The following is a 20,580-nucleotide window of genomic DNA, read 5'->3' as shown; positions in this document are numbered from 1 at the left end:
GCCCTCGTGGCGGAGCCACGTGGGCGTTTCGGCAACGCGGCGAGCGTGCGTGCCAGGCGCCGCGAGGCAGGCGGGAATTTGACGACAGGGCCTAGTCCACGGGCGGTCCATCCGGAACTCGCCCGGAACCACAGTCGTACACGGCAACCACCATGTGGCGTGCACACGGCGACTCAGCCGGTCGACTGCTCCTCGTCGGCCAGGTTGCCGTGGAGCGCACGCAGTTCCCTCTTGAGGATCTTGCCGCTCGGGTTCTTCGGCAGCATGCCGGCGAACACGACGTATTTCGGGCGTTTGAAGGTCGCGAGATGGCGCTTCGTGTGCGCGTGCACCTCCTCCTCCGTGAGCGTCACTCCCGGCTTCGCGACGATCACCGCGGTGACCGCCTCGATCCAGCGTGGGTGGCTGATCCCGAAGACCGCGACCTCGGCGACCCCGTCGAGCCGGTAGATCGCCTCCTCCACCTCGCGGCTCGCCACGTTCTCCCCACCGGTCTTGATCATGTCCTTCTTGCGGTCGACCACCGACAGGTAGCCGTCCTCGGTCAGCACTCCGAGGTCGCCGGAGTGGAAAAAGCCGCCGCGGAACGCCGCGGCGCTCTTCTCCTCGTCACCGTAGTAACCCAGTGCCGCATGCGGGCTGCGGTGCACGATCTCGCCGACCTCGCCGGGCGGGAGCGGCCGGTCCTGGTCGTCCACGACCAGCGTCTCGACGTTGATCGACGCCCGGCCCGCGGAACCGGCGTGGGAGAGCTGCTCGTGCGGGCGCAGGATGGTGGCCAGCGGAGCCATCTCCGTCTGGCCGTAGAAGTTCCACAGCCGCACCTCCGGCAGCCGCCCCGAGAGCTCGCGCAGCACCTGCACGGGCAGGGCCGATGCGCCGTAGTAGCCCTTGCGCAGGCTCGACAGGTCGGTGGTGTCGAAGTCAGGGTGGCGCAGCAGCGAGATCCACACCGTCGGCGGGCAGAACAGCTTGGTGACCCGCTCGCGTGCGATGGTCGCCAGGAGCATCACCGGGTCCGGGCCCGGCAGGATGACGCTGGTGGCGCCCAGGTAGACGTCCACGGACAGGAAGCAGTCGAGCTGCGCGCAGTGGTAGAGCGGCAGCGCGTGCACCTCGACGTCCTCGGCGCTCATCTCGCCGTCGATCGCACACGAGACGTACTGCGAGATCAGCGAACGGGAGGTGAGTATCACTCCCTTGGGCCGCGACTCGGTGCCGGAGGTGTACATCAGCCGCAGCGGATCGTCGTCGGCGACCAGCACATCCGGAGCGTGTGCGGGGCCGGCCGTCCACCAGCCGGCCACGTCCTCCCAGCCTTCATGGATCGCGCCGACACAGCCGCGGACGCCGATCCCGGTGTCCGCGGCGGCCAGCGCCTTCTGCGCGGTCGGCACCAAGGCATCCTCTGCGACCATGGCGGTCGCTCCGCTGTGGCGCAGGATGAACGCGATCTCCTCGGCGTTGAGCATGAAGTTCACGGGTACCAGTACGACGCCGAGTTTCGCGGTGGCGAACGCGAGCACCGCGTACTCCCACGAGTTGTGGGACAGCAGCGCGAGCCGGTCGCCCTTGGTGAGGCCGCGCGTGGTGAGCGCGTGCGCGGCGCGGTTGACCGCGGTGTCGAACTCGGCGTAGGTGGCGCGCAGTTCCCCGGCCACGATGGCGAGCTTGCCCGGGTGCCGGGAGGCGGTCCGGTGCAGCAGGTCGCCGATCGAGTGCTGCCGGGCACGAGCCACCAGGCCAGCTGTACGGGGGGTGAATCGGGCATCCATCTCAGCAGACCCCTCTCGCAGTCCTGGACGTGCTGAAGCACGCTTCGGTGACGCTGTTGCGAACGCGATGAGCAGCCTGACGTGAAGTCAGGAGAACTGCGCACGCACATGGACAGCTGGATAAAATTTATATTATACAAAAGGCAGTAGTCGCAGTCGCCGCTTCCGAGGTTCGCGCTCACCGATCGCGCGCTCGCCGATCACCGGAGGGATCGTGCCGTACTCGTTCGACGATGAACTGAGTCCGATCGCCTCGATGCTGCCGCCCCTTCATGTCCGGGACGTCACGGCAGCCAGGGCAACGCTCGCCGCCATGGGCGGCCCCGACGCCGCGCCCTCCCCGCCGCCGGGTGTCACGGCGGAGTGGGCCACCGTGCCCGGCGCCCCGGACGTCCAGGTCCTCGTCATGCGTCCCCGAAAGGCATCCGGGCCCCTGCCCGCCGTGCTGTACATGCACGGCGGGGGCTATGTGCTGGGTAGCGCAGGCACGATGCAGGACATGCCGGCGCTCCTCGCCGGCGAGGCGGGAGTCCTGGTGGCTTCGGTGGACTACCGGCTGGCGCCGGAACACCCTTACCCCGCCGCCCCGGACGACTGCTACGCGGCGCTGGTCTGGCTCGCCAAGGAAGCCGCGACACTGGGCGCCGCCCCCGAGCGGATCGCCGTGGCCGGCACCAGCGCCGGCGCGGGCATCGCGGCTGCCGTGGCACTGATGGCCCGCGACCGCGGCGGGCCACCGCTCTGTTTTCAGCTCCTCGACTCCCCCATGCTCGACGACTCGCTCACCACCTCGTCGGCACGTGCCTTCACGGACGCCCCACTGTGGGCGAGTTCCAGCAACGAAGACGCGTGGCGCCATTACCTGGGCGCGCGGGCAGGCGAGCCCGCTCCGCCCTACGCGGCGGCCGCGCGCGCCACCGACCTCACCGGACTCCCTCCGGCCTTCGTGGCCGTCGCCGCGCACGACCCGCTGCGGGACGAGGGCATCGACTACGCCCGCAGGCTCACCGATGCCGGGGTACTCACCGAACTCGTCCTCTATCCCGGCACGTTTCACGGTTCCTCCGGCGCGGTGCGCGAGGCGGCCGTGTCCCGCCGCGCCCGCGCCGACCTCGTCGCCGCAGTCGTCCAAGGAGTGGCTCCATGAGTACCACCGACCGCGACACCGTCACCGCCGGGGCACCCCTCGACCACGACGTCATCGTCATCGGCGCCGGATTCGGCGGCCTCTACCAGCTGCACGCGCTGCGCCGGGCCGGCTTCTCCGCACACGCCTTCGAGACGGGCAGCGGGGTCGGCGGCACCTGGTACTGGAACCGGTATCCCGGCGCGCGCTGCGACGTGGAGAGCATCGACTACTGCTACTCCTTCTCCCGCGAACTGCACGAGGAGTGGGCCTGGTCGGAGCGGTTCGCCGGGCAGCCGGAGATCCTGCGGTACGCCGAGCACGTCGCCGAGCGCTTCGGCCTCCGGCCGCTGATCACTTTCAACACACGGGTCACGGCGGCCACGTACGACGACGGCGATCACACCTGGACCGTCGAGACGGATCAGGGTGACCGGCTGCGCTGCCGGTTCCTCGTCACCGCCGTCGGCGCGCTGTCGGCCTCCCAGATCCCAGAGCTGCCGGGCCGGGACCGATTCACGGGCCCCACGTACCACACCGGCCGGTGGCCCCAAGAGGGAGTGGACTTCACCGGCAAGCGGGTCGGGATCATCGGCACCGGCTCGTCCGGGATCCAGGCCATCCCGGAAATCGCCGCCGAAGCCGCGCACCTGACGGTCTTCCAGCGCACGCCCAACTACAGTCTCCCTGCCCGCAACCGTCCCATGTCCAGCCGCGAGATCTGGGCGGCCCAGCGGGACTACGAGGGACTTCTCATCGCCAACACCACCACCCACACCGGCGGGGTCTACATCGCCGGCACCGACCGCACCGTCATGGCCGACACCCCTGAGCAGCGCACGGCGGAGTTCGAGCACCGGTGGGCCATCGGCGGCCCCGAAGTCCTGCGCACCTACAACGACACCGCGCGCAGCGTCGAGGCCAATAACATCGTGGCCGAGTTCGTACGCGGCAAGATCCGCGAGATCGTCACCGACCCGGGCACCGCGGACTCGCTCGTTCCGAAGGACTACCCGATCGGCGCGAAGCGGATCTGCCTCGACTCCCACTACTTCGAGACCTACAACCGCGAGAACGTCACCCTGGTCGACCTGCGCCGCGAACCGATCAGGACGATCACCGAGACCGGGATCGACACCGCGGCGGGCTCTCACGAACTCGATCTGCTGGTGTTCGCCACCGGCTACGACGCCCTGACCGGCCCGCTCACCCGCATCGACATCCGCGGCGTCGACGGTGTCTCGCTCGCCGAACGCTGGAAGAACGGCCCGCGCAGCCTGCTGGGTATCGCCATAGCCGGCTTCCCCAACCTGTTCACCCTCACCGGGCCCGGCAGCCCGTCCGTGCTGGCCAACGTCATCCGTGCGCTGGAGCAGCACTCCGACTGGGTCGTCGCCTGTCTGAAGCATCTGCGCGCCACGGGCATGACCCGCATCGAGGCGGACGTCGATGCGCAGGACAAGTGGGCCCGGCACGTGCAGGAGGTAGCGGACCAGACCCTGTACGTGCGTGCCGACTCCTGGTACCTCGGGGCCAACATCGAAGGCAAACCGAGGCAGTTCCTGCCCTACGTCGGCGGGATGCCCGCCTACCGCGAGGCATGCGAGGCATGTGCCGACGCCGGCTACGCCGGATTCCAGCTGTCAGGCGCCACCAGCGGCGGATCCACGTCGGCCGGTACGGCCGCCGCGACTTCGTGATCCTCCATCTCTCTCGGAACCTGGCAAAACGACAATTGAGGAGCACTGATGGGACGGTTCGACGGACGCGTGGTCCTCATCTCCGGCGGAGCGCGCGGCCAAGGTCGGTCGCATGCTCTGCGGTTCGCCACCGAGGGCGCCGACGTAGCGGTCTTCGATGCGCCCGCGCAGCCCGGATCCGTGGTCTACCCGGTGGGTACGGCCGAGGAACTCGCCGAGACAGCCAAGCTGGTCGAGCAGCTCGGCCGGCGGTGCGTGACGGTCACGGCCGACGTCCGCGACCCGGCGCAGGTCGCGGACGTGGTCGCGACGACTCTCAGCGAGCTGGGTCGCCTCGACTTCTGCCTCGCCAACGCCGGCATCTGCAGCATGAGCGCCATCGGCGACATGACCGACGAGACCTGGCAGGACGTCATCGACATCAACCTCACCGGCGTCTTCCACACCCTCAGGGCAGTACTGCCCGCGATGACCGAGCAGCGCTTCGGCCGGATCGTCGCCACGTCGTCGCTCGCCGGGCGCATCGGCGCTCCGCACCTGGGCCACTACGCCGCCGCCAAGTGGGGCGTCATCGGCCTCGTCAAAACGCTGGCACTTGAGGTCGCCGAGCTGGGCATCACGGTGAACGCGGTCCTGCCGACCTCGGTCGAGACGCCGATGATCACCAGCAAGGAGATGCTCCGTGAGATGCTCCCGGACCGGGAGAACCCCACGCCGGCGGACGCGGCCGATGCCTATGGCAAGACGCACGCCATCCCCGTCCCCTGGGTCGACCCCGCCGACATCTCCGGCGCCATGGCCTACCTCTGCTCCGACGACGCCCGGTACGTCACCGGCGAGACGCTCACGGTCACGGCCGGGGCGATCGCGAAGAACTCCGCATGAGCATCTGAGGCAGGGCGCCAGGAACGGACGGCGCGCCACGGGCCAAGGGCCTGGGCGGGCGTGCCGATTCACAACCACAGCACCGTATCGGGCCATGGCTCCTGCCTCCCCTTGCAGGCGCTCCGGGGCAGAGCGTCAGGCCAGACGGACCGAGTCAGCTCAGGAGTCGCAGCATGACCTCAACGACGCGTTCGCACCGCCTCATCGATCTCCACGTTCCACACAGCCGCCCTGACAGGGCGGAGTTGGAGAAGCACCTTTCCGGGGGAGATCCCGCGCCCTTGCTGATGGCTCTTGTACAGATCACGGGGGATGTTTCGCTCCTGGACCGGTTCGGTCCCCCTCTCACTCTGGAACCGCGCACCGGTGGGCGCCTGCTGCCGGTGGGCCGCCTTCCGGAGGAGGACCGCGCCGAGTTGCACAGGCTCCTGATCGAAGCTCTTGCCGAAGACGGTCCGACCGCCTACCTGCAGGTCCCCGATGACGAACTGTTCCGGCGGATGATCAGCCTGGCGACCGCGACGGAGGTGGACTCCGAGTTCCTCGGCGTGATCAAGGAACAGGCCGGCTTCGTTCCCAGCACCCCCGCTTCGGACAAATCGGCGACCGGCGACTTCACCGTGGCGATCCTCGGCGCGGGCATGTCCGGCATCGGTGCGGCCATCGCCCTGGCCGACGCGGGGTTCTCCTACGAGATCTTCGAGCGCGGCGACGACATCGGCGGCACCTGGCGTATCAACACCTATCCCGGCGTCGCCGTCGACACCCCGAGCGTCTACTACTCCTTCTCCTACGAGCTGGAAGCGGGCTGGTCAAGGTGCTACCCGCTGGGCGGCGAGTATCAGGACTACCTGCGCCGCGTCGTCGACAGGTACGGCGTCGGGCAGCACATCCGGTTCAACACCGAGATCACATCCATGGCCTGGGACGACGAAGCCCAGGAATGGATCATCAACACCACCCGGGACGGACGGACCGTCACCTCCCGCGCCCATGCGGTCATCACCGCGGCGGGCTTCCTCAACCGACCCAGGTACCCCGACGTTCCCGGCCGTGACACCTTCGCCGGCGTCAGCATGCACACCGCACTGTGGGACCACATGGTGGATCTCGCGGGCAAACGCGTCGGAGTGATCGGCGCCGGCGCCACCTCCGTCCAGGTCGTCGACGCCATCATCGGCGAAGTGGAGCACCTCACCCTGTTCCAGCGCCAGCCCCACTGGATCCAGCCCAACCACCTCGGCAAGGGGATCGTCCCCGACAGCGAACGGTGGCTTCTCGCCAATCTCCCCTTCTACGACCGATGGTCACGCGCCAAGGCCTACTGGTTCATCAGCGACAACAACTACCCCGTGATCCGGGTCGACCAGGAGTGGGCGGCCGAGCACGAACGGTCGATCTCACCGGCCAACGACGCGTTCATGCAGAGGTGCATGGGGCACCTTCAGGCGTCCTTCGGCCACGATCCCGATCTGCTCGCCAAGATGACGCCGGACTTTCCCGTCTTCGGCAAGCGGATCGTCCGGGATCCGGGCGGCTACTACGCCGCGCTCGCCTCCGACCGGGCCGATGTCGTCACCAGCCCGCTGGCCGAAGTCACTCCGGAGGGCATCCGGACGGCAGACGGCGACCTGGTCGAACTCGACGTCATCATCTACGCGACGGGCTTCACTCTGGACTTCCTGTCCCCTATCGACATCACCGGGCGGGGTGGGATGCGGCTGGCCGACCAGTGGGCGCAAGGCGAAGATCCGCGTGCGTACCTGGGCGGCACCGTCCCCAACTTCCCGAACCTGTTCATCACTTCGGGCCCCAACTCCTCCAACGGCCACGGAGGAGGGCACAACTTCCTGACCGAAGCCGTGGCGCACTACATCGTCCGCTGTCTGCAACTGGCCGCCGGCAGCGGTGCCCGTTCGATCGAGGTGACGCAGGAGGCGCACGACGCGTACCTGCAGGAGATCGAGGAACAGACAATCGGCTCGATCTGGGATCACGCGCGGGGAGCACACACGTACTACCGCAACCGCTCCGGCCGGGTGATCCTGCCGAACCCATGGCGGATGGTCGACTACTGGCGGATGCTGCGCACCCCGGACCCGTCGAAGTTCGTCCTGCGCAAGGCCGAGGAGAGCAGCCGATGACCATTCTCGACCCCGATGCGGCGGCCATCGTCGAGTCCATGGAGAAAGCCGGCGTCCCCCCGCTGTACCAGGTCGGCGTCGAAGCGGCCCGCGCCCGGGCGGCCGCCGCGCCGCCCTCGTCCGAGCCCGAGATGGCCGAGGTCACCGACAGCGCGTTCGACGGCCCGCACGGCACGGTGCCGGTACGCATCTACCGGCCCATCGAGACCGCCGATGCTCCCGCCATCGTGTATTTCCACGGCGGCGGCATGATCATGGGAACGCTCGACACGTTCGACGGATTGGCCCGCAACCTGGCCGCCTCCTGCGAGGCCGTCGTCGTCAGCGTCGACTACCGGCTCGCTCCGGAGCACCCCTATCCGGTCGCCAACGACGAAGCGTACGAGGCCGTCGCCTGGACCCACCGCTCGGCACACGACCTGCGCATCGACCCGGCCAGAATCGCGGTCGCCGGGGACAGCGCCGGCGGCACGCTCGCCGCCGCGGCGGCCCTGCACGCCCGCGACGAGTCCGGACCGCCGATCCTGGCCCAGCTCCTGTTCTACCCCGGCGTGGAGCGCGAGGTGGACAGGCCCTCCATGGTCGAGTTCGCCGAGGGCCCCGTGATCACTCGCGAGGACATCGTCTGGATGAAGAACGCCTACCTTGGACCCGATCCCGCCACCGACACCCCGTACGGCGTCCCGGCACTGACCGAGGACCTGTCCGGACTCCCGGATGCCATCGTGGTGTCCGCCGAAGCAGACCCGATACGGGACGGCGTCGAGGAGTACGGTCAGCGGCTGCGCGCGGCGGGAGTTCCCACCGCACTGCTGCGCTACCCCGGCGTGTGCCACGGCTTCCTCTCCCAGGCCGCCTCGGTCGGCCGGGCCCGGACCGCCTTCGCCGAGATCGGCGCCCTCACCCGCGCCAAATTCACCGCGGCCCGCTGACCGCAAGGGGCGGCCTGGCCCAAACGGCTTCGGGCGGCGGGCGCGCTCGGTTCCTCAGCGCGCCCGCCGCCCCTCGGACCCGGCCGATCTCTCAGTACTGGGTGGTGAGTCCGCCGTCGCAGATGTACGCCGCGCCGGTGAGATAGCGGGCCTCGTCAGAGGCCAGGAACGCCACCAGCGCGCCGGCGTCCTCGGGCGTTCCCACCCTCTTCAAGGGGGCGTTGTGCTCCATGGTCTGACGAGCGGTCGCTGTGTCGGGGTACTGGCCAAGACCCACTCGGTGCTCGAAGGCCTCACGGAGCAAGGGCGTCTCGATGGTGCCGAAATGGATGGAGTTGACCCGGACGTTCTTGCCGCCGAGTTCGCGAGCGGCACACCTGGACAGCATGCGTACCGCGGCCTTGGAGACGGCGTACGTGAGGTAGGTCGGGTCGGCGAGGTAGGCGCCCACGGACGAGTTGTTGATGATCACTGTGCCGCCGGGCCACCGGTCCGCCCGCTCGATCAGTGCGCCCATGCACGTCTTGATGCCGATGAACTGGCTCTCGAAGTTCACGCTCATGCCCCTGCGCACGTCCTCCAGGGAGAGCGTCGCCAGTGAGCCCGGGCAGCCGGCGCCGGCGTTGTTCACGAGGATGTCGAGGCCGCCGAACCGGTCGAGCACAGTGGCGTGGACCTGCTCCCAGTCCGCCTCGGACGAGACATCCTGTCGAAGGAAGAGCACTCGGTCGTCACCGAACTCGCTCGCGGCGACCTTCAGGGACTCGGCTCCGGAGTCCGTGTCGATGTCGGTGAACACCACGCCTTCGGCACCGGAGCGCAGCAGGGCCTTCACGATGCCCTGGCCGATGCCGTCCAGGTGACCGGCACCGGTGACCAGCGCGACTCGTCCTTGCAGATTCGTCATGTCACGTCCTGTCTAGAGGTTCGGGCACGTAACCGTTCCGGGCACAGGACCTCTCCAAGTGCATCGAGGCAGGGGGAACCCCATCACGCCCGTGTCAGCGACTTCTCTGAACGGCCCTCCGGCGGGCGTGGTGAACCGCTGGAAGCCAAGAGCGTGCAGCCGGACAACAGGCAAACGGGGTGGTCAGCCCAGCAAGGGTGATGGTGGTTTCAGATCCCCGGTCCTGCAGACATCGCCGGCGCCCATTCCAGCGGGGTTTTCGTGAGCACCCGCACGGGACCATCCCGTTGTTTGTAGCATCCATCCCTATTGGTTGCCTAGGCGCTGGACGGCCCTGAGGAACGGCTGCGGCTACCGCTACCGGTCCGGGCCTGCCGTGCTGCGGGGCGTTCTCCTCGGATCCGCCGTCGGCCCATCAGGGAGGGCAGCAGGGATGCGTCCTCCTGTCTCCTTGGTGATCCCACGCGCAGTCGCGGCCAGTGCCTCGCCGGTGGCCTTCACTTGATGGCCCGTCACCTGACGTAGGCCGTTGACCGTCAAGGCAAACGCGACAGAGCCTGCGGAGTCGTGCACGGGAGCCACCAGAGCGGCGATGTGATAGAGGGCATCGGGCTCGATGTCGATCAGTTCGTAGTCGTGTTCACTGAGTGCCGCTGCGAGGGCGTTGAGGCGGTCGTGCAGCTCGTCCGCCTCCGCGGGGTTGTCCGCGAGGCGTTGCAGGACTGTGCCGATCTCGACGCGCGTGGGGCTCTCCACGGCAGCCGAGTATCCACGCTGCCGCACGGCCGTGAGTGCGGCCGGCATATAGATCCGGGCCATGGGCTGGACGCGGGGGTCGAGCCGTTTCAGCCAGCCCTCGACACGGCCCTCGGGCGACCAGGCGTAGAACACCTGGCCCAGCGGAGGGATGAGAGGGACACGCTGGCCCGGGCGGACATCGGCCGAAGCGACTTGGGGAGTTCCCTCGGTCGCAAGGATGACCACGTCTTCGGCGACAGCGGCGGAGATCACGGTCTCGGTGCCGAGCTCTTCCGCCAGGGCGCGCATCCGGCCACGGGCCAGGTCCACCGCTGGATTTCCCCGCAGCGCGGCGTCCCCCAGAGCAACAGGGTACGGCCCGAGCTCGTAGGTCTTGCGGCGCGGATGACGGACCAGGTAGCCGGCGTCCTCGAGTGCCTGGAGCACCGACAGTGTCGAGGCCAGGTTGATCCCCAGGGCCGAGGAGATCTCGGAGAGGGTGAAGGATCCGCCCGGGTGTGCGGCGAAGAAGCTCAGTATCGCGACGGAACGGGTGGCGGCGAGCGCGGGACGGACCATGGGTCTCCTCCTGGGTGACTCCCCATCAGAAAAGGTGTCCTCAACCGCTGCGAGAGGCCTTGCGGCTGCCGGACAGCGACCCCACAATCCTTCCGCACTCCAAAGCCGTTTTCAAAATACCAAAACGGAGGCCGGCATGAAGCTGGATGTGCTCTACGAGGTCGACGTCCCCCGCCCCTGGGACGGCCCCCATCCCTACGGCCAGCGCCGCGAGGAGCAGCGCGCCTACCGTGAGGCGGTGGAACAGATCAAGCTGGCGGACCGGATGGGCTTCAACACCATCTGGGCGGTCGAGCACCACTTCCGCGAGGGCCGCTCTCACATGCCCGCTTCCGAGGTGTTCCTCGGCCACCTGGCCGCGCTGACGGAGCGGATCCGGCTGGGTTTCGGCGTCACCCTCACACCGTTCGGGTTCACGCCGCCGCAGCGCATCGCGGAGAAGGTCGCCACGGTCGACATCCTGTCAGGCGGCCGCGTGGAGTGGGGAACCGGGCGATCCACGCCCATGGAGCAGACCGCGTTCGGCGTCGACATCGCCAAGTCCCGCGACGACTGGCGCGAGGCCATCGAGATCGTATGCGGGATGTGGCGTGAGGAGTACTTCGAGTACGAGTCGGAGCGTTTCAGCTTCCCCCAGCGGATGGTCACGCCCAAGCCGTTCCAGGACCCGCACCCGCCGGCCTGGATGGCAGCGACCTCCAACGGCTCCGCCGAGGTGGCCGGGGCCAACGGCCTGGGCCTGCTGTCCTTCTCCATCATGCAGCCCCTGGAGGTGATGGCCGCCCAGGTGGCCGCGTACCGCGCCGCCGCGGCCACCGCCCAGCCGCTGACCGACGTCACCACCAACAAGGTCGCCGCTTACACCCTCGTGCACTGCCCGGGATCCAAGAAGGTCGACCGCAAGGTCTGGGACTCCGTGGCCTGGTGGTACAAGAACTTGGCGATGTTCACCCTCGAGTGGGAACTGCCGCACCTGTCGGAAGAGGAGCAGGACAAGACGTTCCCCCTGCTCAAGCCCATGTTCGAGGGCAACGTCCCGGTCGAGACCTTCGACGCCGCCGACGTGATCGTCATCGGCGACACCGAAACCTGCATCACCAAGATGAAGCGCTACGCCGACCTCGGCGTCGACGAACTCATCTGCTACGTCCAGTGGGGCTACCTCGACCACCAGGACATCCTGCGCACCATCGAGGTGCTCGGCAAGGAAGTCATCCCCGAGCTCAACGCCTACACCCCCAAGGCACAGCCGCCCACGGCCAGTTGAGGCCCGCGAGACCGTTGGAACCGGTCAGGTGGGGCCGGTCAGGTGCTCTGCCGAGATCTCGTCGACTCCCCCCACGTGCCCTGCTCAGCACCGCCTCTCCTGGGAGGTCTGCATGACCCGTACCCCTTCGTGCACAGCCGCACCGCCCGGCTCCGCCTCGGTCATGGACTCGACCGAATTCCGCCGGGTCCTGGGGCACTTCTGCAGCGGTGTCACGGTCATCACGTCGATCCACGACGGCGTCCCCGTCGGCTTCGCCTGCCAGTCCTTCCAGTCGCTGTCCCTGGAGCCGGCGCTGGTCGCCTTCTCCGTAGCGCGCACTTCCACCACCTGGCCGCGTATCGAGGCATCCGGCCGCTTCTGCGTGAACGTACTCAGCGCCGAGCAGGAGCGGCTGTGCCGCGACTTCGCCGTGAGCGGCGGCGACAAGTTCAAGGGCGTCGGCTGGCAGCCCGCCCCCTCGGGTATGCCTCTCCTGGACGGCTCGCTCGCCTGGGTCGACTGCGTCATCCACACGGTCTACGAGGGCGGCGACCACCAGATCGTCGTCGGCTGCGTCGAGGCCCTCGACGCCCCGTACGAAGGCGAGCCGCTGCTGTTCTTCCGCGGCGGCTTCGGGCGCTTCGGCACCTGAGCTGGTGCCCAGGGTGCTCATGACCGGGATCACCCATGACCAAGATCACCCATGATGGCCCGGTCCGCCGGGTGCAGCATCGACGAAGGGAACGGCGATGGGTGCACAGTTCGACCTGACCGGCAAGGTCGCGATCGTGACCGGCTCGACGAAGGGCCTCGGCCGAGCCATGGCACACGGGCTCGCCGCGGCGGGTGCCAGCGTGGTGGTCAGCAGCCGCAAGCAGGATCTGTGCGAAGAAGTGGCGAAGGAGATCGCGGCCGCCACTGGCGCCGAGACGCTCGGCCTTTCGTGCCACGTCGGCGACTGGGACGCGATCCCGGGGTTCGTCCAGCACGTCGTCGAGCGCTTGGGGGCGGTTGACATCCTCGTCAACAACGCAGGGATCAACCCGGCTTTCGTCGGCATGGCCGAGATGCCGCTCGATCTATGGCGCAAGGTGTTCTCGGTGAACCTGGAGGGCCCCTTGCGCATGAGCCAGGCGGTCGTGCCGGTCATGCGCGAGAGGGGCGGCGGCAGCATCATCAACATCGGAACGATGGGCGCGTACGGGGGCGGTGCGGGGGTCGGTGCCTACGGCCCGTCGAAGGCGGCGCTGCTGAGCCTCACCCGTATCTGCGCGACCGAGTGGGCGCCGTGGCGGATCCGCGTCAACGCCATAAGCCCCGGCCCGATCGAGAGTGAGATGACCAAGAGTGCAGAGCGCAGCACTCCCGGATTCCGCGAGCGCATGGCCAAGGCCACCATGCTCAACCGGATCGCGGAGTCGCATGAGATCGCCGGACCGGTCGTGTATCTGGCGAGCGACGCGTCCTCCTTCGTCACCGGGGAAGACCACCTCGTCTCCGGCGGAATGCTCCGTTGACTTCGGGCCGTGCTCCACGGGTTGCGTTCAGCCTGGGAATTCCCGCCAAGGCCCCGCGAGATGACCACCGTCGATGACGAACTCAGCCCCGGTGCAGTACGACGCCTCGTCGGAGGCCAGAAACAGCACGAGATTCGCCACCTCGTCCGGTGTTCCCATGCGGGCCAGCGGCTGGCGATCCAGATAGGTCCGCAGTTTCTCGAGTACTTCCTGCGGAGCCTGCTCCACCATGGGGCTGCTGATGACGCCTGGGTGCACGGAGTTGACGCGGATACCGTGCCGCCCCCATTCGAGGGCGGCTGTCCGGGTGAGACCCGTGACCGCGAATTTGCTCGCGGTGTAGCTCGCCATTCCTGCCACACCCACAAGCCCGTCGATGGACGAGATATTGACGATCGCTCCGCCGCTCCGCCTGCGGAGGGCCAGCAGAGCCGCGCGCATTCCCAGCCACACACCGTTGAAGTTGACGTCCAGGATGCGGGCGTGGTTCTCGGGGTCCATGTCCTGCAGCGGCCCCGCGGGCAGGCCGATACCCGCGTTGTTGACCAGGATGTCAAGGCCTCCGAAGTGCTCCTCGGCCGTTGCGACGGCCCGCGCCCAGTCCTGCGCGTCGGCTACATCGAGGTGGACGTAGAGGGCGTCATCACCGAGTTCCTTCGCCAGGGCGAGGCCCTCCTCGTCCAACACGTCACTGACGACGACCTGAGCGCCTTCGCGTACGAACCGGCGCGCTTCCGCCGCTCCCTGTCCGCGCGCGGAACCGCTGATCAGCGCGATCTTGCCTTCCAGCCTTCCCACAGACGGCACGACCCCTCCCTTGAACGGACGACACGATGCCTGGCATGGAACTGGAAACTGATCCCAGTTGACACACGTTCGCTTATCAAGAATATTATATACATGTTCGCCTTTGCTGTAAGGGCAAGGGCGCCGGCGGCGGAAGGCAGACCGCGATGCTGTCCAACCAGCTCGATAGCCTGCCAGACCAAGTACGCGAAGCTCTGACGGGCCCGGGCGGTCCGTTCGAGCTCACCACCGAGGAAGTGCGCGGGGTGAAGATGACGGTCTTCGCCCGCCGTGCGCCGAATCTGCCCGCTCTTCTGACCAGCGCGGCCCAAAGCCACCCCGACCGCGACTACCTGGTCTTCCCTGGCAAGTCGGTCAGCTACGGCGAGACCGTACACCTCGTGCCCAGGATCGCCGGGCTGCTGCGCGATCGCTTCGGCGTAGGCCCGGGTGACCGTGTCGCGCTTGCCGGCGCCAACAGCCTCGAACATGCCCTGACCCTGTGGGCGGTGCTGTGGCTGGGCGCGGTGGTGGTCGGTCTCAACGGCTGGTGGACCGGTGACGAGCTGCGCGAAGGGATCGACCTCACCGCACCACTGGTTCTGCTCGGTGACGAACGCAGGCTGGCCAGGCTCGAGCAAAAGCCCGGGTCCCGCGTTGCAGGGACGACGTTCACGGACTGTATGCCTGGCCCCGGCGCCGACGTGGTGCCGCCCGCCGAGATCGACGAGGACGACGCGGCATCGATCCTCTTCACCAGCGGCACCACGGGCCGCTCGAAGGGAGCGGTGATCACCCATCGCGGGCTGGTCAACTACGCGATGGACGCCAAGCTCCGGGGCGCGATCGACGCCGCACTGAGCCGGGAAACCCAGCAAGCGCCGGGCCCCGCGCCGGTGATGCTGCTCGCCAGCCCCCTGTTCCATATCTCCGGCATCGGACCCCTGCTTGCCAACGCGCCGTCGACCGGCATGACCCTGGTGTTCCCGCCCGAGGGCCGCTGGGACCCCGGCCGCCATCTGGAACTGACCGCGCGGTACGGGGTGACGTCGTGGACCGGTGTGCCGACGCAGCTGATCCGGCTGCTGCGCCACCCCGACGTAGATCGCTACGACCTCCGCCAGGTGCGCTCGGTGGGGTTCGGCGGGGCCCCGCTGCCGGCCGCGCTGGCCGCGCTCCTGGTGGAAAAGCTCCCGCACGCCCGGGTTGCCGGCGGGTACGGCATGTCCGAGACGTGCGGGCTCGGCACCGCCACGTCCGGGGCCCGGCTGCTCGGGGACCCGCGCTCGGCCGGACCCGCCACGCCCACCTGTCAGGTGGTGCTGCGGGACGCTGAGGGAAACGATATTCCGGACCGGCGGACAGCGACGCACGCAGAGGAGTACGGGGAGATCTGTATCCGGACGCCGAGTTGCTTCCTCGGCTACTGGGACGATGGGCCGGCCACTGCAGCGGCGCTGGACACCGACGGCTGGTACCACACCGGGGACTACGGACGGATCGCCGACGGCGTGCTCTACCTCGAAAGCCGCATGCGCGACCTGATCATCCGTGGCGGCGAGAACATCTACCCGGTGGAGATCGAGAACCGGCTGACCGAGCATCCTGGTCTGCTCGACGCCGCAGTCATCGGCGTGCCCCACGAGGAGCTCGGTCAGGAGGTCATGGCGGTTGTCGTGCCGTGCGACACGGCCGCTCCCTCGGCAGCCGAAGTCCGGTCGTGGGTGGCGCAGAAGCTCGCCCCGTTCAAAGTGCCCAGCCAGGTTCGCTTCGTCTCCGGCCTGCCCTACAGCCCGACCGGCAAGCTGCTCAAGCGTGAGCTCGAGCAGCAGATCGCGGCGGCCCAGCGCTGAGGCCGGTTCAGCCACCGGATGACGGGAGCCGGATGCGCATGCGCGCGCCTCCGCTGGCGGATCCGCCCCCATGGCCGCTTTTGCGTGAAGCCGCCCCGCCGTGGCCGGGCCGCCTGCCTGGCCGCAACAACGCGGTCAGTTCTCGTCCGAGACGACGCCCTGGTAGCTGCCGAACACCGCGAGTTTCTGCCCATCGCGCTCGACCTCCGTGAGCTTCACCGTCCGCCCGGTCACCTCGGTGTCGGCGGGCAGCACGCTGAAGCGGACATGGACGGGGCGGGAGGTCTCGGGGTCGGTGATCTCGACCAGGATCGCGATGGTGCCGGTCTTCTCATCACACTCGACCTGCGTCACACGGTGTCGCGAGGTCAGCTCGAGGAAGGTGTGCTGACCGTGAAGTTCGAACCGGACCGGCGCGCAGAGCTCTCCCTGTCGCGGCGGAAGGCACAAGGTGATGGGCTTCACCGGACTCCTAGGTCGCTCGTCTGGACAAGATCTTGTTGCCGCTCGGAAGTGCACCGGGAAGACTTCATCCTCCGCGTGCGGACGTACCGCTCCCCCCGGACCGTTGTGTCCGGCTGTGCGCTCACAGCCCCTCCGGCCTGGTGCCGATCACCTTCTGTTCGGCCAGCGCACGGATCTCCGCCTCGTCCTTGCCGAGAACATCCGCCAGGATCTCGTCGTTGTGCTGGCCGAGCAACGGAGCGGCAGTCCGGGTCCAGGGCTCGGTGACGCTCGCGAATCGGAAGGGCATCCCGGGGCTCTGGAACCCGCCCACCACAGGATGCGTGACCCGCTCCCAGAACCCGCGTGCGGCCAGCTGCTCGTCGGCGAGCACATCGGCCGGGCTGTTGACCCGCACGGCAGTGACACCGGCCTCGCGCAGCCGCGCGACCGCAGCGTCCACGTCCAGCTCGGCGATCCACGCGCCGATGACCACGTCCAGCTCATCGGCATGCTTCCGGCGACCGGACTCGTCGGCCAGTTCAGTGCGCCGTGCGAGGTCCTCGCGGCCCAGTAGCCGGGCCAGGCTCGTCCATTGCCCGTCGTCGAGCACGGCCAGGGCCACCCACTCGTCGTCGCCCTTCGCACGGAAGACGCCCTGTGGGCCGGCGCCCGGCCCGCGGTTGCCGTCGCGCCGCAGTTCCCGGCCATAGGCGGTGGCCTCGACGACAGCTTCGGCCGCGACGTTCAACGCGGCCTCGATCATCGTCGATTCGACGTGCGGGCCGACGCCGGTGGCGTCGCGGACCTCGATCGCGGCGAGCGCAGCGAACGCCGCGTGCAGCCCGGCGATCGGGTCGCACACGCCCCGCGGGATGAGCGGCGGGCCGTCGACCGGGCCCGTCATCCACGCCATACCGCTGGCCTGCTCCATCGTCTGGGCGAAACCCACCCGATCGCGCCACGGCCCGTCCAGGCCGAAGGCCGGCATGCGGACCACGGCCGCGCGCGGGTTGTGGGCGTGGATGGATTCCCATGTCAGGCCGAGGTTTCCCATCACACGCGGCGAGAAGTTCTCGACCACCAGGTCGGCCGTGCCGATCAGCTCCAGTGCGATGTGACGGGCGGAGTGAAGACTGAGCTCGAGCGTGAGATCGCGCTTGTTGCCGTTGTTGGCCAGGAAGAAGGATCCCGTTTCCCACCAGGACTCGGTCGTGGGCGGGCGAGCGCCGGCGAAGCGCATCCCGTCCGGGCGGTGCAGACCCTCGATCTTGATGACGTCGGCGCCGAGCGCGGCCAGGGTCCCGGTCGCCGCCGGCCCGGCCCAGAACGCCGTGAAGTCCACCACCCGCAGCCCGGCCAGTGGGCGCTCCCCAAACCGGCCGCCTTCGAACGTGCGCGACCGGGCAGGCCAGTTCACCGAGCCGCCGTGCGCACCGGGTTCTGGTACTTCCCCTGGCGGTACGGTGTCGAAAGCCCCGCTGCGGTAGGGGACCCGGGGCTGGAGATTCCCGGCGGTGTTCTTGAGGAAGACGCCGCGCTCGCGGAAATGATCGATCTCGGTGATCGTGCGGGGCGTGGCGATCGGGGCCACCGGAATCCGCAGCGCGGCGGCGATTTCGATGATCTCAGCCGTGGTGCGGGTGGCGGCCCAGCGGTGGACGGTGTCGAGGAACTCGTTGCGCCGCCGTGCGCGGCCTGCGAAGGACGCCAGGTCGGTGTCCTCTATCAGGTCCGGCCGCTCGATCAGCACGAGGAAGTCGGCGAACTGCTGGGCTGTGATCGTGCAGAACCCCACCAGACCGTCGGCCGTGGGCACGATCGAGGGCAGTTCATGGCTCCGGCCCACCGCCGGCTGGCCGGGCTGAAGCAGGCTGGCCGAGACCGCGGTCAACCCGCCCATCGTCAGTACCATCGCTTCGAACACTGATACGTCGACCAGATCCCCCTGGCCTGTGTGCCGCCCGCGGCGCAGGGCAGCAGCGGCCGCCACTGCCCCGTACGTCCCGGCCACCCACTCCCCGATCCGGCCACCGGCCTGCAACGGCTCCTCCCCCGGCCAGCCGCGGCTGCCGATCGAACCGCAGAGGGCCTGCAGGATGAACTCGTTCGCCGCGAGTCCGTCTCGTACATACGGTCCGTCCAGCCCGAACGGAGTCAGGGTGAGCACCACTGTGGCGCTGCCGTCCGGCAGCAGTTCCCGGATCGCGCCGGGGCCCCAGCCGTCCGAGGTGTCGGTGACGACGAGGTCGACGTCGCGGAACAGCTCGATGGTGCCCGGACCAGGCCGTACCGAACGTTTGCCCGCATGCAGGTAACCGAACAGGGCACCGCTGCGCCCCTCTGCGATCGAGGCTCCCGATGCGCTCCACCGGCGCATCGGGTCGCCCTCCGGTGGCTCGATCTTGACCACGTCGGCGCCCGCGTCGGCGAACATCTTGCCGCAGTAGGCTGCGGGAATCCCCGCTGAGACCTCAAGGACCCGGAGTCCGGAGAACGGCGTTCGCTGCGTCATCGTCACCTCGTCGTGGAAGGATGCGGTGGGCGGGCGGCCAGTACTCAGGTGCCACCGGAACCGGTGTCAGCTCTGGTTGGCCGACTGGGCGGCCTGCGCGAAGCGGGTCATCCGCGCCCACGCATCACGATCGCGCTGACTGGCCTTGCGGCCGACATGTGTGACCACATCGACATCGGTGGCCTTGGCACGCAGCGCGCCGGCTCGAGCCTCGTCCTTCGGAACGTACGCGAACGGGTCGAAGGAGTAGGCGTTGATCGCGTTCTCGTGGGTGATCTTGTTGATCACGGCGTCGTCAAGATGGCCCATCGTCTCGACGACGTCCTCCGGCGCGAAGGGCCAGTTGGTGTCGGAATGCGGGTAGTCCGACTCCCAGCACAGCTGGTCCTCGTTGAAGTACTCCATCAGCTTGACTCCGACCTTGTCGCTGATGAAGCACGTGTAGATGTGCTTGCGGAACACATCGCTGGGGCCGCGGTAGCCCTTGGGGAAGCCGGCGTTGGTCCAGCCGGAGTGCCGGTCGAGTACATGCTCGGAGCGCCACAGGAAGTACGGGATCCACCCGACATCGCCCTCGGTGAGGGAGAACTTCAGCTCCGGGAACTTGCCCCAGAACTCCGCCCAGATCAGCTCGACGAGGGAGAACATGCTCATCATGGACGAGGCCGACATCGCCACACTGGGCGGTGCGTCGGAGGACACCATCGGGCGCTTCGAGGACGAACCCACGTGGCAGCACAGCACAGTCTTCGTGTCACAGGCCGCTTCGAACAGCGGGTACCAGTAATCCGTGTGGATGCTGGGCATGTTCAGCGCCTCGGGGTTCTCCGAGAAGGTCACCGCGTGGCAACCCTTGGCCGCGAGCCGCCGCACCTCCTTGGCCGCCTCCTGCACGTCGAACAGCGGCAGGATGCCGCACGGGATGAACCGGCCCGGGTAGGCACCGCACCACTCGTCCACGTGCCAGTCGTTGTACGCCTTGATCATGATCAGGTTCAGGTCGCGGTCCGGCCCCTGGTTGAGAACCTGTCCGGAGAACCCGGTCCAGTTCGGGAAGTTCAGCCCCGCCAGCTGCCCGCCGGCGTTCATGTCCCGTACGCGCTCGTCGACGTTGAAGCATCCCGGGCGCATCTCGTCGTAGCTGCTCGCGTCGATGTTGTACATGTCGCGCGGCTTGCCCGCGACCGCGTTCAAACCCAGGTTCCGGCCCCGCAGATCCCCGTAGTACCACTGCTGGGTGCCGTTCTCCTCGAGGACCACGCGCGGAGCCCGGTCCTTGTACCGCTGCGGCACGTGCGCCTCGAACATATCCGCCGGCTCGGCAATGTGATCGTCCACGCTGATCAGAATCAGATCGTCTTTGCGCACCACAACCTCCGTTGACGTACTTGGCGGCGAGACGAACAAGTGGGCTGACAAGGATCTCCGCG

16 protein-coding genes are annotated in these 20,580 nt (G+C 68.4%); 9 read left to right on the top strand and 7 right to left on the bottom strand.

Features of this window, described 5'->3' with window-relative positions; all coding sequences use genetic code 11:
• Nucleotides 1-173: 173 nt before the first annotated feature.
• A complete protein-coding gene (locus ACWD4J_RS36250) occupies nucleotides 174-1,739 on the bottom strand; it encodes an acyl-CoA synthetase (RefSeq protein WP_451399765.1) in 1,566 nt (521 codons plus the stop codon).
• A gap of 250 nt (nucleotides 1,740-1,989) precedes the next feature.
• Here ACWD4J_RS36250 and ACWD4J_RS36245 point away from each other — a divergent pair, with 250 nt between their 5' ends.
• The 5 genes from ACWD4J_RS36245 (at nucleotide 1,990) to ACWD4J_RS36225 (ending at nucleotide 8,562) form a co-directional block, all read left to right on the top strand.
• The gene (locus ACWD4J_RS36245) at nucleotides 1,990-2,922 is read left to right on the top strand and encodes an alpha/beta hydrolase (protein ID WP_451399764.1); all 933 of its coding nucleotides are present in this window, start codon (nucleotides 1,990-1,992) and stop codon (nucleotides 2,920-2,922) included.
• Complete coding sequence (locus ACWD4J_RS36240) at nucleotides 2,919-4,601, top strand: flavin-containing monooxygenase (RefSeq protein ID WP_451399763.1); 1,683 nt, start codon at nucleotides 2,919-2,921, stop codon at nucleotides 4,599-4,601. The genes ACWD4J_RS36245 and ACWD4J_RS36240 overlap by 4 nt, the downstream gene beginning before the upstream one ends.
• A gap of 48 nt (nucleotides 4,602-4,649) precedes the next feature.
• Nucleotides 4,650-5,486, top strand: a complete 837-nt coding sequence (locus ACWD4J_RS36235; protein ID WP_451399762.1) for a mycofactocin-coupled SDR family oxidoreductase — start codon at nucleotides 4,650-4,652, stop codon at nucleotides 5,484-5,486.
• A 173-nt stretch (nucleotides 5,487-5,659) separates the two neighbouring features.
• Nucleotides 5,660-7,630, top strand: a complete 1,971-nt coding sequence (locus ACWD4J_RS36230) for a flavin-containing monooxygenase (protein WP_451399761.1) — start codon at nucleotides 5,660-5,662, stop codon at nucleotides 7,628-7,630.
• Nucleotides 7,627-8,562, top strand: coding sequence for an alpha/beta hydrolase (locus ACWD4J_RS36225; protein WP_451399760.1), 936 nt, complete (start codon nucleotides 7,627-7,629; stop codon nucleotides 8,560-8,562). The genes ACWD4J_RS36230 and ACWD4J_RS36225 overlap by 4 nt, the downstream gene beginning before the upstream one ends.
• A 91-nt stretch (nucleotides 8,563-8,653) precedes the next feature.
• Here ACWD4J_RS36225 and ACWD4J_RS36220 read toward each other — a convergent pair whose 3' ends face one another.
• Nucleotides 8,654-9,469 (bottom strand): SDR family NAD(P)-dependent oxidoreductase, encoded by an 816-nt coding sequence (locus tag ACWD4J_RS36220; RefSeq protein WP_451399759.1) that lies wholly within the window; start codon nucleotides 9,467-9,469, stop codon nucleotides 8,654-8,656.
• A gap of 357 nt (nucleotides 9,470-9,826) precedes the next feature.
• Complete coding sequence (locus ACWD4J_RS36215) at nucleotides 9,827-10,786, bottom strand: IclR family transcriptional regulator (protein WP_451399758.1); 960 nt, start codon at nucleotides 10,784-10,786, stop codon at nucleotides 9,827-9,829.
• Between the two features lie 136 nt (nucleotides 10,787-10,922).
• Here ACWD4J_RS36215 and ACWD4J_RS36210 point away from each other — a divergent pair, with 136 nt between their 5' ends.
• The 3 genes from ACWD4J_RS36210 (at nucleotide 10,923) to ACWD4J_RS36200 (ending at nucleotide 13,552) form a co-directional block, all read left to right on the top strand.
• Entirely contained in the window at nucleotides 10,923-12,053 is a 1,131-nt protein-coding gene (locus tag ACWD4J_RS36210; protein ID WP_451399757.1) for an LLM class flavin-dependent oxidoreductase, read from the top strand.
• A 112-nt stretch (nucleotides 12,054-12,165) separates the two neighbouring features.
• Nucleotides 12,166-12,687, top strand: coding sequence for a flavin reductase family protein (locus tag ACWD4J_RS36205; RefSeq protein ID WP_451399756.1), 522 nt, complete (start codon nucleotides 12,166-12,168; stop codon nucleotides 12,685-12,687).
• Between the two features lie 97 nt (nucleotides 12,688-12,784).
• Entirely contained in the window at nucleotides 12,785-13,552 is a 768-nt protein-coding gene (locus tag ACWD4J_RS36200) for an SDR family NAD(P)-dependent oxidoreductase (protein ID WP_451399755.1), read from the top strand.
• Between the two features lie 27 nt (nucleotides 13,553-13,579).
• Here the strand turns inward: ACWD4J_RS36200 and ACWD4J_RS36195 are convergent, their stop codons facing one another.
• Entirely contained in the window at nucleotides 13,580-14,359 is a 780-nt protein-coding gene (locus ACWD4J_RS36195) for a glucose 1-dehydrogenase (protein WP_451399754.1), read from the bottom strand.
• Nucleotides 14,360-14,505: 146 nt separating this feature from the next.
• Between ACWD4J_RS36195 and ACWD4J_RS36190 the strand changes: the two genes are divergently transcribed.
• Nucleotides 14,506-16,191 carry a class I adenylate-forming enzyme family protein gene (locus ACWD4J_RS36190; protein WP_451399753.1) on the top strand — a complete coding sequence of 562 codons (1,686 nt, stop codon included), beginning with the start codon at nucleotides 14,506-14,508 and terminating at the stop codon, nucleotides 16,189-16,191.
• 135 nt (nucleotides 16,192-16,326) lie between these two features.
• Here the strand turns inward: ACWD4J_RS36190 and ACWD4J_RS36185 are convergent, their stop codons facing one another.
• The 3 genes from ACWD4J_RS36185 to ACWD4J_RS36175 all read right to left on the bottom strand — a co-directional run bounded on the left by ACWD4J_RS36185 (nucleotide 16,327) and on the right by ACWD4J_RS36175 (nucleotide 20,488).
• Complete coding sequence (locus ACWD4J_RS36185; RefSeq protein ID WP_451399752.1) at nucleotides 16,327-16,545, bottom strand: hypothetical protein; 219 nt, start codon at nucleotides 16,543-16,545, stop codon at nucleotides 16,327-16,329.
• Between the two features lie 232 nt (nucleotides 16,546-16,777).
• Complete coding sequence (locus ACWD4J_RS36180; RefSeq protein ID WP_451399751.1) at nucleotides 16,778-19,150, bottom strand: CoA transferase; 2,373 nt, start codon at nucleotides 19,148-19,150, stop codon at nucleotides 16,778-16,780.
• A 66-nt stretch (nucleotides 19,151-19,216) separates the two neighbouring features.
• Nucleotides 19,217-20,488, bottom strand: coding sequence for an amidohydrolase family protein (locus ACWD4J_RS36175; protein WP_451399750.1), 1,272 nt, complete (start codon nucleotides 20,486-20,488; stop codon nucleotides 19,217-19,219).
• Between the last annotated feature and the right edge of the window lie 92 nt (nucleotides 20,489-20,580).

The organism is Streptomyces sp. NPDC002577 (genome assembly GCF_053594815.1).
Note: the sequence above shows the minus strand (reverse complement) of the source record. Positions and strands in the feature narration are given on the sequence as shown.